This window comes from Pseudomonas fluorescens (assembly GCF_001648775.1).
Lineage (GTDB): Bacteria > Pseudomonadota > Gammaproteobacteria > Pseudomonadales > Pseudomonadaceae > Aquipseudomonas > Aquipseudomonas fluorescens_M.
The window spans coordinates 1-14,549 of sequence record NZ_LVEJ01000020.1; the positions used below are offsets into that span (position 1 = coordinate 1).

Here is a 14,549-nt window from a genome sequence, read left to right on the forward strand (position 1 = left end):
TGGTGAACCGGGATTTTGGGAACACCGAAGGTACCTGTGGGAGTGAGCTTGCTCACGAAGAGGCCAGCACATTCAACAGAGATGTGCCTGACCGGACGCCTTCGCGAGCAGGCTCGCTCCCACATGGATTTGTGGTGCATTCGCTAACAACGCTTCAGGGCCTGCTTGTGCGCATACATCGCCCCATCGGCATCCGCCAGCAACCGGTCCACGGTTTCATGGCGTTTCGAATCATATTCGATCTGGCCCACGCTGAAGCGAATCGCATACCCGCGATGCAGCGTGGCATTGCGCTCTTCGAGAATTTCCTTGAGCCGCGCCATGATCGCGTTGGTTTCGATGTGGCTCGACCCCGTCAGCAGCGCGACAAACTCATCCCCACCCAAACGCCCGACCACATCGCTCTCGCGAAAGGCTATGCGCAACACATCGGCAAACGTCTTCAGCGCACTGTCACCCTCGGCATGCCCATACAGATCATTGATCTGCTTGAAGTCATTCAGATCAAAAAACAGCAAAGTCGCCGGCCGCTCCAACCGCGCACAGGCGTCGAGGGCATGCTGGGCCAGTTGTTTGAAGCCACGTCGATTGGACAGCAAGGTCAGTTCGTCCATGCTCGCCATCTGCACGGCCGTCAGCTCTTGCTCGGCCATCTCGGCCAGATCACGCAACAGCGCGCGCTCTTCATCGTCGAGCTCGCGGGGCTTGGTGTCGATCAGGCACAGCGTGCCCATTTTATTGCCGTTGGGCACGGTCAGCGGATAACCGGCGTAGAAGCGAATGTTCGGTGCGCCGGTGACCAGCGGGTTGTCATGAAAGCGCACATCCTCGCGGGCATCGGGCACCAGCAGGAGCTCGTTCTGAAGGATCGCGTGGCCGCAAAATGACACATCCCTCGACGTTTCCGTGGCATCGAGCCCCACACAGGATTTGAACCACTGGCGATCCTTATCGACCAGCGTCACCAGCGCAATCGGCACATTGAACAGGCGTTTGGCCAACCGCGTGAGGCGGTCGAAACGCTCCTCGGGCGCCGAATCGAGCAGTTCGAGCCCGTGCAACACCTGAATCCGCGCAGCTTCATTGGCGGGTTTTCCTGGAACCAGCATTCGCACACTCCATTGTCATCAATGCACTTGAGCGTAGCGCAAATCAGCGAGGCTTCACCCCGTCAGATCCCCGCCACGGGACACGGCCCACCGGCATCGGCCCATAGCTTGAATTGCGTGACAAAAATATCGTGCGGCACCGGCACCGGCGCGCGCCCTGCCCCGGGATTCCAGCCCCACAACACCAGTTTGTCTTCGCTGACGTGTTTGAGCAGCGCGGCAAAATCGCGGTCGCCGTTGCTCGAACGATCTTTGATCATCGCGCAGAGCTTGTCCGGCGGCAGGCCGATCCAGGCCATTTTGTGCGACGCCGGCGGCAGGCTCCAGTGCGGCGCGCCCGGTGGCGCATGCGGGCCGTAACTGGCCGGCGGATTGTTTTCCGCGTGACAGGTCGCGCACGGCAAACCGGCGGCGCCCTTGCCGTCCATGCCGCGCACCACGTTCATCGCGTGGGGAATGCCGGCATCGAATTGCAACGGTGAATCCCCCGGAATGTGACAGTTCTGGCAGCGCGGGCTCTGAAAGACTTTTTGCACCGTGCCGAATGCCTTCAGCGCTTCCTGATCATCGGCGAAAAGGTCCGAGGCATAACCGCCCAGCCCCAACAGAATCACCGTGCCCAACACTAGATGTCGTTTCATCTCACACCCCCGACAGTTGCAACGGCAACTCGCGCAGACGTTGCCCGGTCAGGGCGAACACCGCGTTGGCCACCGCCGGCGCGGTCGGCGGCACACCGGCCTCGCCGATGCCGCCGGGTTTGTCGCTGCTGGGCACGATGTGCACTTCGACCACCGGCATCTCGTTGAGCCGCAGCACCTGATAATCGTGATAGTTGGACTGCACCACCGCGCCGTCCTTGAGCGTCAGTTTGCTGTGCAGCGCCATGCCCAGACCGAAAGTGATGCACGATTCCATCTGCGCGGCGATGCTCTGCGGATTCACGGCAATGCCGCAGTCCACCGCGCAAACCACGCGATGCACGCGAATCGCCAGATTGTCCTGCGACACCTCGGCGACCTGCGCCACGTAACTGCCGAACGATTCATGCACCGCCACCCCCAGCGCATGGCCATCCGGCAACGGCGCTTTCCAGTTAGCCTTCTCCACCGCCAGATTGAGCACGCCCAAATGCCGAGGATGATCCTTGAGTAATGTTCGTCGGTATTCGACCGGATCCTTGCCTGCCGCCGTGGCCATTTCATCAATCAGCGATTCCATGACAAAACCGGTGTGGCTATGGCCCACCGAGCGCAGCCACAGCACATTGATCCCGGTCTGCGGCGAATGCAGATCGACCTGATGATTGGCCAGGCCTTTGACGTACGGGCTGTCGGCCACGCCTTCGACCGAGGTCGGGTCGATGCCGTTCTTGACCATCGTCGCTTCCATCAATGTGCCGGTCATGATCGACTGCCCGACCAACACATGCTGCCAGCTCGACGGCAAACCATCGGCGCCCAAACCGATTTTCGCTTGATGCAGGAACATCGAACGGTAGTAACCGCCACGAATATCGTCCTCGCGCGACCACACGGTCTTCACCGGCATGGCGGCGGCTTTCGCCACTTGCACGGCTTCGGCGACAAAGTCTGATGTCGGGTTGGCGCGGCGCCCAAATCCACCGCCAAGGAATTCAGTGTGAATCTCGACCTGCTCCGGCTTCAGCCCGGTGATCTTGCCGGCGACCATTTGATCGAGGGTCTGAAACTGCGTACCGGTCCAGATCTCGCATTTCTCGGCGCTGATTTTCACCGTGCAATTGAGCGGTTCCATCGGCGCGTGGGCCAGATACGGCACGCTGTATTCAACGTCGATTTTCTTCGTCGCCTTGCCGAAACTGCCCTTGGCATCCCCGGCCTGACTCGCCGACGTGCCTTGCGTGGTGGCCAGTTTGCGGAAACTCGCCAGCAATTTCTCGCTGCTCAGATCGGCGTGCGGGCCCAGATCCCAATCGATCTTCAGCGCATCGCGACCCAGTTTCGCCGCCCAGTAATGATCAGCGATCACCGCAACGCCCGTCGGCACTTGCAGCACTTTGTGCACGCCCGGCACCGCCAGCGCTTCAGCGCCTTCGAAAGATTTAACAGTGGCACCGAATACCGGTGGGCGCGCGACCATCGCCGTCATCAAGCCTTCAAACTGCACGTCCATGCCGAACTTGGCGCGGCCGGTGATTTTCTCCGGCGTGTCGAGGCGTTTGGTCGGTTTGCCAATGACCTTCCAGTCCTTGGCTTCCTTGAACGTGATCGACTTCGGATCCGGCACCGGCAGTTGTCCGGCCGCGTCCGCCAGCTCGCCATAAGTCGCACGTTTATCGCCGGCAATCACCACGCCCGATTCAGTGCGAATCGCCGACGGTGCCACTTCAAAGCGCTTCGCCGCTGCCTCTACCAGCATTTGTCGCGCCGTCGCGCCTGCCAGTCGATAACGGTCAAACTCCATCCAGGTTGACGTCGAGCCGCCGGTAATCTGCATACCGCCAAACCCCGGCATACCGTAATCCGCCGCCGACGCCGGCGAGTGTTCAACGCGGATTTTCGACCAGTCAGCATCCAGCTCTTCGGCAATCAACATGGTCAGACCGGTCCAGATGCCCTGGCCCATTTCCGAATGCCCCAGCAGAACAGTGACGCTGTTGTCCGCCGCTATTCGCAAAAATGCATTCGGCGCAAACACCTTGCCTTCATTCTCTGCTGCATAGGCAAACTTGTGGCCGCCGGGGACGACAAACGCCACCACCAACCCGCCGCCCAACACGGCGCTGCCCTTGAGAAAACCGCGACGCGATACAGGACTGTTCATCGTCTATCTCCCACATCAATCAACCGATTTCGGACGCACGCTTCACAGCTGCGCGGATCCGGGGATAGGTGCCGCAGCGGCAGATATTGCCGGAGAGCGCCTGATCGATATCGCTGTCGGTGGGCTTGGGGATTTTCGCCAAGAGCGCGGCGGCCGACATGATCTGCCCCGACTGGCAGTAACCGCACTGCACCACATCAAGTTCGGCCCAGGCTTGCTGCACCGGGTGCGAACCGTCGGTGGACAGGCCTTCGATGGTGAGGATTTTCTGCCCGTGGGCCACGGCGGTCGCGGGCGTGATACAGGCGCGCAATGGCGCACCGTCAACGTGCACGGTGCAGGCCCCGCACTGGGCCATGCCGCAGCCGAATTTGGTGCCAGTCAGGTGCGCGACATCGCGCAGGACCCAGAGCAACGGCATGTCCGCGGGGACATCGAGCTCCTGATCCTTGCCATTGATATTCAAGGTCAGCATCGGGGTAATTCCTCAGACTCACGGTGTTCTGAAGGGGCGCCGCTGTGGCCATCAAAGCCTACGCGCGCCTCGGCTTATCCCTTTCAGCAAAGCCTAATTTGCGCTTCAAGCCAGACGTTGCGACCACCGGTCATGCAGATGTCGACTTTAATCCTACAGTTGATAACGGCTCGCACTGAGCCAGCGCAGTAGAAAACTCGTCATGAGCGAAACCGGTCCGCGATTACCGCGCGGGTTATCCATCAGATTGGTCTGGAGTTGCGAACATGGGATTTGTCACCAGCAAAGACGGCGTCGAGATTTTCTACAAGGACTGGGGCCCGAAAGACGCGCCGGTGATCCACTTTCACCACGGCTGGCCGCTCAGTTCCGACGATTGGGATGCGCAGATGCTGTTTTTTCTGGGCAAAGGCTTCCGGGTGGTTGCCCATGATCGACGTGGGCATGGGCGTTCGAGCCAGGTCTGGGACGGCCACGATATGGACCATTACGCCGACGATACGCTGGCGGTGGTCAATCATCTGGGCCTGAAGAATGTCGTGCATGTCGGTCATTCGACCGGTGGTGGTGAGGTGATCCATTACATCGCCCGGCATGGCCAGGCCAACGTCGCCAAAGGTGTGTTGATCAGTGCAGTGCCGCCGTTGATGGTGCAGACCGAGAGCAATCCGGGTGGGCTGCCGAAAGCGGTGTTCGATGATTTTCAGGCGCAGTTGGCGGCGAATCGCGCGCAGTTTTATCGGGATATTCCGACCGGGCCGTTTTATGGCTACAACCGGCCGGGTGCCACGCCTTCGGAGGGGATTATTGCCAACTGGTGGCGGCAAGGGATGATTGGTGGCGCGAAAGCACATTACGACGGGATCGTGGCGTTTTCGCAGACGGATTTCACCGAGGACTTGAAGAAAGTCACCGTGCCGGTGCTGGTGATGCATGGTGAGGATGACCAGATTGTGCCGTATGCGGATTCGGGGCCGTTGTCAGCGAAGTTGCTGCCCAATGGCACGCTGAAATCGTATCCGGGGTTCCCGCACGGGATGCCGACGACGGAGGCGGAGACGATTAACGCGGATCTGCTGGCCTTTATTCGCGGCTGAAATCATTGGCAGCCATACACTTCCCCCCTGTGGGAGCGAGCCTGCTCGCGAAAGCAATCTGTCAGTTGAACTTGAGCTGAATGACCCACCGCTTTCGCGAGCAGGCTCGCTCCCACAAGGGGGATGTGATTGGGCTCACGTCCATTATTTCTCTGTGCGACTTGTGCTTTCGCGATCACGCTCGTAGTGATGAGCCAATGGCAGCGCCGGTAGCCACGACTCGCGGCGGATGGTCCAGAGTTCGTAGGTGGGTTTGAACTGATTCGGATCATCCAGCGACCCTACATTGACTTCGACTTCATCTGCCGAACGCGCGAACACCGGAGAGCCGCAGCGCGGGCAGAAAAAGCGCCCGTTGAAGTCGCGGGTTTCGCCGGTGACCTTCAGCGCATCCTCGGGAAATATGGCCGAGGTGTGAAAGAGCGTGCCGTGACGTTTGCGGCAGTCGAGGCAGTGGCAGATGCCGACGCGGTAGGGCTGACCTGTCACTTCGAAACGAACATCGCCGCACAGGCAACCGCCAGTCAATCGATTCATGTCACACCTCCTCTTCAGAATTTGAAATTACCGATCATCCAGACGACAGCCCTCACCCTAACCCTCTCCCAGAGGTAGAGGGAACTGACCGAGGTGTCTGCTCGAGCTACGCCGACCTGAAATATCGAGTTGAACTCGGGTTCTGAAGAGCATGGAGATCGGCTCCCTTTCCCCCTCGCCCCCTTGGGGAGAGGGCTGGGGTGAGGGGGGGGGAATCTAACTGACACACCGCAAAACCCAAATCCCCCGCCATCCCGTATTTTCATCAATAAACACAACGCCGTGATCGCGTTTAAAGCACACAAACCGTTACGCCATCCACCCTACAACACCTTGCGCCGTTACCTACGCGTACGCCAGAATCCGCCGGCTTACACGGCTATGGGCCGGGCTATATCGTTTGCCTGTCACTGCAAAACAGTGATCGGGTTTGGTAGCCCGCGTCGGTACCGCCGTATGGCGCCACCTTATTCAGTCTCTTTATTCGCGGCTGTGTTTTATATGGTGGACATGCGTGGGGCTCATTCGTGAGCGCCGGGTTTCCGTATCGACCGGTCTACCAACCCGCGCATGGCCGCCACCCTTCGTTTGGTAGCGAGAGTGATGGCTCCTGTTTATTTCGATACGAGACTTCATCTATGTTCAAAATTACGCCCAACCCACCACAAACCGATCCAATTCCCCACGATCCGTCACTTGACCCGCAAAAGGTCAAAGAAGCCACCGACCGCGCCCTCGACTACTACCTGCGACCCGAAGCACTCGGCGCTCCACCAAGCTCGCCAAAGTTTCGCCCCGTCTACCTGGTCGACCCCACGCTGGATGAAGAAACCCTGTTGGTCGAAGCCTGTGAGTCGCTTTCCTACGCCCACTCCATGGCCGGTAACATCGCCAACTCGATAGGCGGCCCGGAGCGCAAACCGCTGCTGGCGCTGCAACAGGTGATCATGCTCAACGAGCTGTTGGTCAATCGACTGCTGGACAAGCTGCGCGTACCGCAATAATCACCAGACCGAATGAGTGAGGGGTCACACCCTCACTTTCGCTCTGCCGCCTCCCGTCGATTAATGAGCAGCACTCATCAAGCCATCCCGATTTACCCGTCTAGTCCTCACCCGCCACCGCGCTTACTGTTCTCCCCACGCCCAACGGGAGATCGACATGCACAAGCGCACACTCGCCGACCGTTCACTTCAGTTATCCGCCTTCGGCTTTGGCTGCGCGGGCCAGAGCCATGGTTACGGCCCGGCCACGGATATTCAGAGAATCGCAGAACCGCAGTGGACTGAGCCTTCCACGATGGCTACTGACACACGCAGCAGCACAACCCTCCCCGCACTCATGGCGCTCTGCCTGAGCGTTGGAGCGATGTTCAGCCTTACCACTCAAGCAGCCGAGGCACCGCAATCCATGACCACCCTGCAAACCACCGCAAAAGCCCTGTCGAGCAAACAACAGACGATTCCACTGATTGCTGCGTTCATGGCGACCAGCGACATGGCCAATCTCAACACGGCGCTCAACCAGACACTCGACGCCGGCCTGACCATCAGCGAAACCCGCGAAATTCTCGTGCAGCTCTACGCCTATGTGGGTTTCCCGCGCAGCCTCAATGCCTTGAACGAGCTGATGACGGTGGTGCAGGCGCGCAAACAACGCGGCATCGAAGATGCGCCGGGGCGTGAGCCGAGCCAGGCGATTCCAGTCGGGGATGAACTGCTGGCAGCTGGCACGGCGAATCAAACCAAGATCTCGGGCGCTCCGGTCAAAGGCCCGGTGTTCGAGTTCGCCCCAGTGATTAACCAGTTTTTGCAAACCCACCTGTTCGGCGACATCTTCGAGCGCGACAACCTCGACTGGCAAAGCCGTGAACTGGCCACTGTCGGCGCGCTGGCAGCGACGCCGGGCGTGGAATCGCAACTCCGCGCGCATATGGCGGCGAGCCTGCGCGTCGGGCTCAGCGCGGCACAGTTGGGCGAGGTCACTGAGCTGCTGAAAAAGCACGGTGATGCGCAAACCGCCGAACGTGCAAATGCGGCGCTGAAAGAGGCTTTGGCGGCTTCGAAACAATGACCGGAAAATGGACCTGATATCGATTTCTCAAAGAAAATCGGCGTTCGGAGTTGTGGTGGATGCGCGGATCTACAAGCCCTGGCTTGCGATCAGCGTCCATACTATGGTTTTTCAATCGTCGGGACACCGCCATGCCCTCCCCCGAATCCAGCCTTTTGCAGAGCTGGCATGCCAACGCTGATGCCTGGATCGAAGTGATCCGCAGCGGCGCCATCGAAAGCCGTCAGCAGGTGACCGATCAAGCGATTCTGCTGGCGATCATGGGTCGCCAACCGCAGCGCGTGCTGGATCTGGGTTGCGGCGAAGGCTGGTTGTTGCGGGCGCTGGCGGATCGCGGGATTGATGCGGTCGGTGTGGATGGCGATGCGCGGCTGGTTGAAGCGGCGCGCGTGGCGGGGGCGGCGCGGGTGCATGTTGCGAGCTATGAAGCGCTGGTCGATGGCAAGGTCGACATCGGGCGAGACTATGACCTTATCTGCGCGAATTTCTCTTTGCTGCATCAGGACATCATTCCGCTGCTGACCGCGATGAATGGCTTGCTGGGCCCCGGCGGCGCTTTGCTCATCCAGACGTTGCATCCATGGGCCGTCGCGGCAGGCGATTATCAGGATGGCTGGCGCGAAGAGAGCTTTGCCGGGTTCAAAGGCCAGTGGCAGCCGATGCCGTGGTATTTCCGCACGTTGTCGAGCTGGATGAATGCGCTCGACATGGCCGGGTTCCAACTGGCCAGCTTACAAGAGCCACAACACCCGCAAAGTCCAGTGCCGCAGTCATTGCTGATGGTTGCCGAGCGCCGCTGAGATTTCAGTAACACCACCACACGGTGGGAGCGAGCTTGCTCGCGAAAGCGGTGTGTCAGGCAAAGCAGATTCCGACTGTGCCGACGCCTTCGCGAGCAAGCTCGCTCCCACAAGGTTTTGCGTTAACCAAATATCCAGGGAACGCTGCTGCCTACTGTGGGAGCGAGCCTGCTCGCGAAAGCGGTGTGTCAGGCAACATAGACTCCGACTGTGCTGACGCCTTCGCGAGCAGGCTCGCTCCCACAGGGTTTTGCGTTAACCAAATATCCAGGAAACGCTGCTGCCCATTGTGGGAGCGAGCTTGCTCGCGAAAGCGGTGTGTCAGGCAAAGCAAATTCCGACTGTGCCGACGCCTTCGCGAGCAAGCTCGCTCCCACAGGGTTTTGCGTTAACCAAATATCCAGGAAACGCTGCTGCCCATTGTGGGAGCGAGCCTGCTCGCGAAAGCGGTGTGTCAGGCAACGTAGACTCCGACTGTGCTGACGCCTTCGCGAGCAGGCTCGCTCCCACAGGGATTATGCAGTTTGCGGGATCATCTGCGTGTCATGGATGCGGTATTGCGCCAGCAGGCGCATGACGTAGCCGATCTTGATCAGGGTCGGGCCGAGGATGGTCAGGGCGTGCATCGCCACCAGCAGTGCAATCGGCATCTGGCCATTGTAGAGGTAGGCTCCGTAGATGCCCGCCATTAACATCACCAAGCCGGCGACGAGGACTTTGCTCGACAGGTGCAGAACGTTCAGCGGGCTTTCGAAGAAGGTGAACATGGTGGCGTACTCCTGAGCGATTCAGTGTGTACGCTAGTTAGTTCAATTCTCATGCCAGAATTTCCAGCCAATAAAATCAACAGGTTGCGACCCATCGAGTCAATTTGACACAAGAAAAACGATGTCACTTTGACTCAACATGATGTCATTAGGACTACAAAGCATCTCCCGCAGGCGTGACGCCACCTAAAAGCAAACCAATATCATTTGCACACCCTCCTTCCATTTGCTTTAATCGCGACCAATTCCTATTTAGGCCGGTAACGGTCGCCCTGGACGCTTGCGCTGATGACCGTCGCCAATGCCTCGCTCGTGGAAAATCTCTACCTCAGCCACCATCGTTGGCTGCACGAGCTATTGCGTCGACGCCTGAGCAACGCGATGGATGCCGCCGACCTCGCCCACGACACCTTTATCCGTGTGCTTAAACGCCCGCAGTCCTTCAATGGCGAAGTTCACGAGCGCTCCCATCTGGCGACCATCGCCCGGGGTTTGTGCGTCGATCACTGGCGCCGTCGCCAGCTGGAACAGACTTGGCTGGAGACCCTCGCCAGCCGTCCACCCGCTGTGCAGCCGTCGCCCGAGCAAAGGGCGATCATCATAGAAACCCTGCACGAAGTGGACGCCATGCTCCAGCGCCTGCCGCAACGGGTCAGCGAGGCGTTCATCCTCGCCCAGCTGCACGGCATGCCGTACAAGCAGATCGCCGAACAGATTGGCGTCAGCGAGCGGATGATCAAGAAGTATCTGGCGCAGGCGATGATGCATTGCGCGATTCTCGAAGCTGAACTCGACGGGTTGCTGATTGAGTAATCCGGTGAATACGCTCAGCCACGCCAGCCTTGAGCAGGCGGCCAACTGGTACGTGCAATTGCATGACGAACAGGTCGCCGAGGCTGAGCGGCTGCGTTGGCAGGCGTGGCTGGCGCAAAGCCCCGAGCATCAGGCGGCGTGGCGTTATGTCGAGCGCGTCGGCCAGCGTTTTGCACCATTGCAAAACGAAAGCGAAGCCGTCAGCCACACCCTACGCAACAGCGCGCGCACTTCGATCAGCCGCCGTCAGTCGCTCAAGGGTTTGCTGATTCTCGCGGCCACCGGGCTGGCCGGCTGGGCAGTCGGGCGCAATACACCGTTGCTGGACTCGATCGAACGCTTGAACGCCGACCTCTCCACCGGCACCGGGGAAACCCGCGAAGCCACGTTGAGCGATGGCAGCCGCATCTGGCTCAACGCCTTGAGCGCATTGAATGTGCGTTTCGATGCCCGCCAGCGCTTGTTGCAGCTGCGCGCTGGCGAAGTGCTGATCGACACCGCGAAAGACTTCGGTCGTGCCTTTTGGGTCGAGACCGAACAGGGCCGGATGCAGGCGCTGGGTACGCGTTTCAGCGTGCGCCAGAATGATCGCAGTACGGTGCTGAATGTCTACGAGGGCGCCGTCGAAGCCAGTAATCGCCAGGGTGAAAGCCAAGTGGTGCAAGCCGGACAGCAATTGGTGTTCAGCGCTGGCCGCTTGAACACACCGACCGTGGCGGATCCCTCCCGCGAAGCCTGGCGTCGCGGCGTGTTGCTGGCCGATAACCTGCCGCTGGGCGAACTGATCGAAGAACTCAGCCGTTATCGCCCGGGGCATCTGCATTGTGATCCGGCGGTGGCGAACTTGTCGGTGATGGGTTCGTTTCCGCTCAAGGACACCGATCAGGCCTTGCGTCTGCTGGAAGCGGCGCTGCCAATCCGCATCGACAAAACCTTCAACTGGTGGGTCAGTGTCGGGCCGAAAGCCTGAAGATTTTCATATCACGGTTCCCTTTTCACTGATTCATTCGGTTAACCCTCAGCAGCCCTCATTTCGTTGATCGCCTTCGGGAACTCCATGTTGCGCGCCACCCTCGCCCGCTATCGTTTTGCTCTGGCCATGACATCCGCCGTGCCGGGGTTGTGCGTGTCGATGGCGCTGGCAGATGTGCAGAAGCAGCATTACGCAGTGGCTCCCGGCTCATTGGTCACAGTGCTCAACCACTTTGCCGAGCAGAGTGGCGTGTTCATCGCCGGGCACAATGATCTGGCGGCAGACAAACGCAGCGCCGGTCTGAGCGGTGATTACACCCCGCAACAGGCCTTGCAAATCCTCCTCGAGGGCAGCGGCCTGCAAGCGCAGCGCCTGAGCGGCGGCGGTTATGTCCTGCGTAACACCGCTTCCGCAGATCCATTGCAACTGGACACCACCACCATCAGCGGCAAAACCCTCGGCGCCATCACCGAAGACACGCACGCCTACACCACCGGCGTCAGCGCCTCCGCCACCGGCCTGCCGCTGTCTCTGCGCGACACCCCGCAATCGGTCACGGTGATCACCCGCCAGCAACTCGACGATCAGGGCGCCAACGGCATTGCCGACGTCCTGCGCCGCGCGCCGGGCATCAGCGTGCAGAACTACGACAGCGAGCGTTGGGAGTTTTCCAGCCGTGGCGCGCCGATCACCAATTTCCAGTACGACGGGGTCAACACCGACTACGACGGCGTCTACGACTACGGCACCACCAGCACCGACATGGCGACCTTCGACCGCGTCGAAATCATCAAGGGCGCCACAGGATTGATGACCGGTTCGGGCGATCCGTCGGCCACGGTCAACCTGATCCGCAAACGCCCGACGCCCGCATTCAAAGCTTCGCTCAGCGGCAGCGTTGGTTCATGGGACAACTACCGCAGCGAATTCGACATCGCAGGGCCGCTGAACGACAACCTGCGCGCGCGCTTCGTCGGCGTCCATCAAGAGCGCAGCGCCTACGCCGATCACTACCAGAACAGCAAGGACATCGCCTACGCCATCGTCGAAGCCGACCTGACCCCGGACACTCTGCTGACGCTGGGTTTCGACCAACAAAACACCCGCTCACGCGGTGCCACCTGGACCGGTTTTCCGATGTTCTACAGCGACGGCTCGCGGACGAATTTCTCGCGCTCGTTCAACCCGGCAACCGACTGGAGCCGCCGCGACTTCACCAACCAGACGTTGTTCGCCGCCCTCACCCGGCAACTGCAGAATGACTGGGTTTTGAAGCTCAGCTACGACCGCAAACACCGCGAGCACGACACCCTGCTCGGCTCGGCCAGCGGCGGCAATCCAGACCCGCTGAGCGGCGATGGCATGTTCCTTTACATGGGCAAATTCAAGGGTGACGAGGTGCAGGACAACCTCGATCTCAACCTCGGTGGGCCATTCAACCTGTTCGGTCGCGAGCATCAGTTGCTCGTCGGTTTCCTGTCGATGAACACCCGCCAGGACAACCCGGTCTACGGCTCGGTGTATCCACCGCTGAACGCCAGCATCTTCGACTGGCACGGCGAGTTCGCCAAACCTGATATCCCGCAGATCGGCACCGACGCCATCAACCAGCGCCAGACCGGCGCGTACCTCTCGACACGCTTCAAGGCCAGCGATGATCTGGCGCTGATCCTCGGCGGCCGCGTGAGCGATTTCAGCGCCAGCGACCACCTTGATTACAGCGACCCGAACACCGCCAATGTACGCGATGGCTATCGCCAGACCGGGGTGATCACGCCATACGCCGGCGCGGTCTATGACCTCGATGACAACTATTCGCTGTACAGCAGTTACACGCGCATTTATCAGCCGCAATTGAGCAAGGACGCCGCGCGCCAAGTGCTCGACCCGGTGCAAGGCGACAGTTATGAAGCGGGGATAAAAGCTGAATACTTCGACGGTCGGCTCAACGCCAGTTTGGCCGTGTTCCGCATCGAGCAGGACAACATCGCCGAGCAGGTCAGCGGCTTCGCCAATCAGGCGGTGTACCGCGCCGTGCAAGGCGCGACGACCAAGGGTTTCGAGTTCGAACTGGCCGGTGAAATCGCCGAAGGCTGGAACCTCTCCGCCGGCTACGCCTACAACCACACCCGCGACACCAAAGGGGACCCGGTTTACGCCTCGATTCTGCAAACCACCGCGCCCGAGCAATTGGTCCGGGTGTTCAGCAGCTATCGCCTGCCGGGTGCCTGGCAGAACCTCACCCTGGGCGGCGGCGTCAGTTGGCAGAGCGAATTCTTCGGTAACGTGTTCCAGCCCGGCAGCGAGCAGAATGTGCGCATCACACAGGACAGTTACTACTTGGTCGACGCGATGGCGCGCTACCGTTTCAACGAACACCTGAGCACTTCGCTCAACATCAAGAACCTCTTCGACAAGACCTACTACACCGGCCTGGGCAACTTCGGCACCGGTTTCTACGGCGAGCCGCGCAGCCTGCAATTGACCGCGCGCTGGGATTTCTGACGCGCAACTTGTCGATCTACGGCACCGGCAATCGACCAAGGACTGACTACGCTGTAAATCCTGCGTGTCTAACCTGCCGAGGACGACTGCCATGCAACGCTTTCAGAAACTCACGCCCTGCCTGTGGTTCGACGATCAGGCCGAAGCTGCGGCGAAGTTCTATTGCTCGATCTTCGACCATTCGAAAATCACCGGCCTGACCCACTACAGCAAGGTCGGCCAGGAATTTCACGGCAAGCCGGAAGGTGCGGTGATGACCGTCAGTTTCGAGCTCGATGGCCAGACCTTCACCGGGCTCAACGGTGGGCCAATGTTCAAATTCAGCGAGGCGATCTCGTTTCAGGTCAACTGCCAGAATCAGGAAGAAGTCGACCATTTCTGGGGCAACCTGTCCGAGGGTGGCCCCGTCGAAGCCCAGCAATGTGGCTGGCTCAAAGACAAGTTCGGCGTGTCGTGGCAAATCGTGCCGGTGGCGTTCATGCACATGATGCAGGACGCCGACACCAGCAAATCACAACGCGCGATGCAGGCGATGTTCACCATGAAAAAACTCGACATTGCCGAACTCGAACGGGCCTTTGCCGGCCAGAGCTAA

The 14,549-nt window shown here is 60.0% G+C and carries 14 protein-coding genes; 8 read left to right on the top strand and 6 right to left on the bottom strand.

What is annotated here, in order from left to right; all coding sequences use genetic code 11:
- Nucleotides 1-143: 143 nt before the first annotated feature.
- The 4 genes from A8O26_RS18750 to A8O26_RS18765 all read right to left on the bottom strand — a co-directional run bounded on the left by A8O26_RS18750 (nt 144) and on the right by A8O26_RS18765 (nt 4,389).
- The gene (locus tag A8O26_RS18750; protein WP_064119302.1) at nt 144-1,109 is read right to left on the bottom strand and encodes a sensor domain-containing diguanylate cyclase; all 966 of its coding nucleotides are present in this window, start codon (nt 1,107-1,109) and stop codon (nt 144-146) included.
- Nucleotides 1,110-1,171: 62 nt separating this feature from the next.
- Complete coding sequence (locus tag A8O26_RS18755; protein ID WP_064119303.1) at nt 1,172-1,750, bottom strand: hypothetical protein; 579 nt, start codon at nt 1,748-1,750, stop codon at nt 1,172-1,174.
- Between the two features lies 1 nt (nt 1,751).
- A complete protein-coding gene (locus A8O26_RS18760) occupies nt 1,752-3,914 on the bottom strand; it encodes a xanthine dehydrogenase family protein molybdopterin-binding subunit (protein WP_064119304.1) in 2,163 nt (720 codons plus the stop codon).
- Between the two features lie 19 nt (nt 3,915-3,933).
- Nucleotides 3,934-4,389 carry a (2Fe-2S)-binding protein gene (locus tag A8O26_RS18765; RefSeq protein WP_003224136.1) on the bottom strand — a complete coding sequence of 152 codons (456 nt, stop codon included), beginning with the start codon at nt 4,387-4,389 and terminating at the stop codon, nt 3,934-3,936.
- Between the two features lie 266 nt (nt 4,390-4,655).
- Here A8O26_RS18765 and A8O26_RS18770 point away from each other — a divergent pair, with 266 nt between their 5' ends.
- A complete protein-coding gene (locus A8O26_RS18770) occupies nt 4,656-5,486 on the top strand; it encodes an alpha/beta fold hydrolase (RefSeq protein WP_064119305.1) in 831 nt (276 codons plus the stop codon).
- A 144-nt stretch (nt 5,487-5,630) separates the two neighbouring features.
- On the opposite strand, the gene A8O26_RS18775 is transcribed toward A8O26_RS18770, so the two are convergent.
- Nucleotides 5,631-6,023, bottom strand: coding sequence for a GFA family protein (locus A8O26_RS18775; RefSeq protein ID WP_064119306.1), 393 nt, complete (start codon nt 6,021-6,023; stop codon nt 5,631-5,633).
- A gap of 638 nt (nt 6,024-6,661) precedes the next feature.
- Here A8O26_RS18775 and A8O26_RS18780 point away from each other — a divergent pair.
- The 3 genes from A8O26_RS18780 to A8O26_RS18790 all read left to right on the top strand — a co-directional run bounded on the left by A8O26_RS18780 (nt 6,662) and on the right by A8O26_RS18790 (nt 8,896).
- Entirely contained in the window at nt 6,662-7,027 is a 366-nt protein-coding gene (locus tag A8O26_RS18780) for a DUF6124 family protein (RefSeq protein ID WP_064119307.1), read from the top strand.
- Nucleotides 7,028-7,184: 157 nt separating this feature from the next.
- Entirely contained in the window at nt 7,185-8,096 is a 912-nt protein-coding gene (locus tag A8O26_RS18785) for a carboxymuconolactone decarboxylase family protein (RefSeq protein WP_253756937.1), read from the top strand.
- A gap of 131 nt (nt 8,097-8,227) precedes the next feature.
- Nucleotides 8,228-8,896 carry a class I SAM-dependent methyltransferase gene (locus A8O26_RS18790; RefSeq protein ID WP_064119308.1) on the top strand — a complete coding sequence of 223 codons (669 nt, stop codon included), beginning with the start codon at nt 8,228-8,230 and terminating at the stop codon, nt 8,894-8,896.
- A 515-nt stretch (nt 8,897-9,411) separates the two neighbouring features.
- Here the strand turns inward: A8O26_RS18790 and A8O26_RS18795 are convergent.
- The gene (locus A8O26_RS18795) at nt 9,412-9,663 is read right to left on the bottom strand and encodes a hypothetical protein (protein WP_064119309.1); all 252 of its coding nucleotides are present in this window, start codon (nt 9,661-9,663) and stop codon (nt 9,412-9,414) included.
- A 288-nt stretch (nt 9,664-9,951) separates the two neighbouring features.
- Here A8O26_RS18795 and A8O26_RS18800 point away from each other — a divergent pair, with 288 nt between their 5' ends.
- The 4 genes from A8O26_RS18800 (at nt 9,952) to A8O26_RS18815 (ending at nt 14,549) form a co-directional block, all read left to right on the top strand.
- Nucleotides 9,952-10,476, top strand: coding sequence for a sigma-70 family RNA polymerase sigma factor (locus A8O26_RS18800; RefSeq protein WP_064119310.1), 525 nt, complete (start codon nt 9,952-9,954; stop codon nt 10,474-10,476).
- A 4-nt stretch (nt 10,477-10,480) separates the two neighbouring features.
- Nucleotides 10,481-11,446 (top strand): FecR domain-containing protein, encoded by a 966-nt coding sequence (locus tag A8O26_RS18805; protein ID WP_064119311.1) that lies wholly within the window; start codon nt 10,481-10,483, stop codon nt 11,444-11,446.
- Between the two features lie 87 nt (nt 11,447-11,533).
- Nucleotides 11,534-13,954, top strand: coding sequence for a TonB-dependent receptor (locus tag A8O26_RS18810; protein ID WP_064119312.1), 2,421 nt, complete (start codon nt 11,534-11,536; stop codon nt 13,952-13,954).
- A 91-nt stretch (nt 13,955-14,045) separates the two neighbouring features.
- The gene (locus tag A8O26_RS18815; RefSeq protein WP_064119313.1) at nt 14,046-14,549 is read left to right on the top strand and encodes a VOC family protein; all 504 of its coding nucleotides are present in this window, start codon (nt 14,046-14,048) and stop codon (nt 14,547-14,549) included.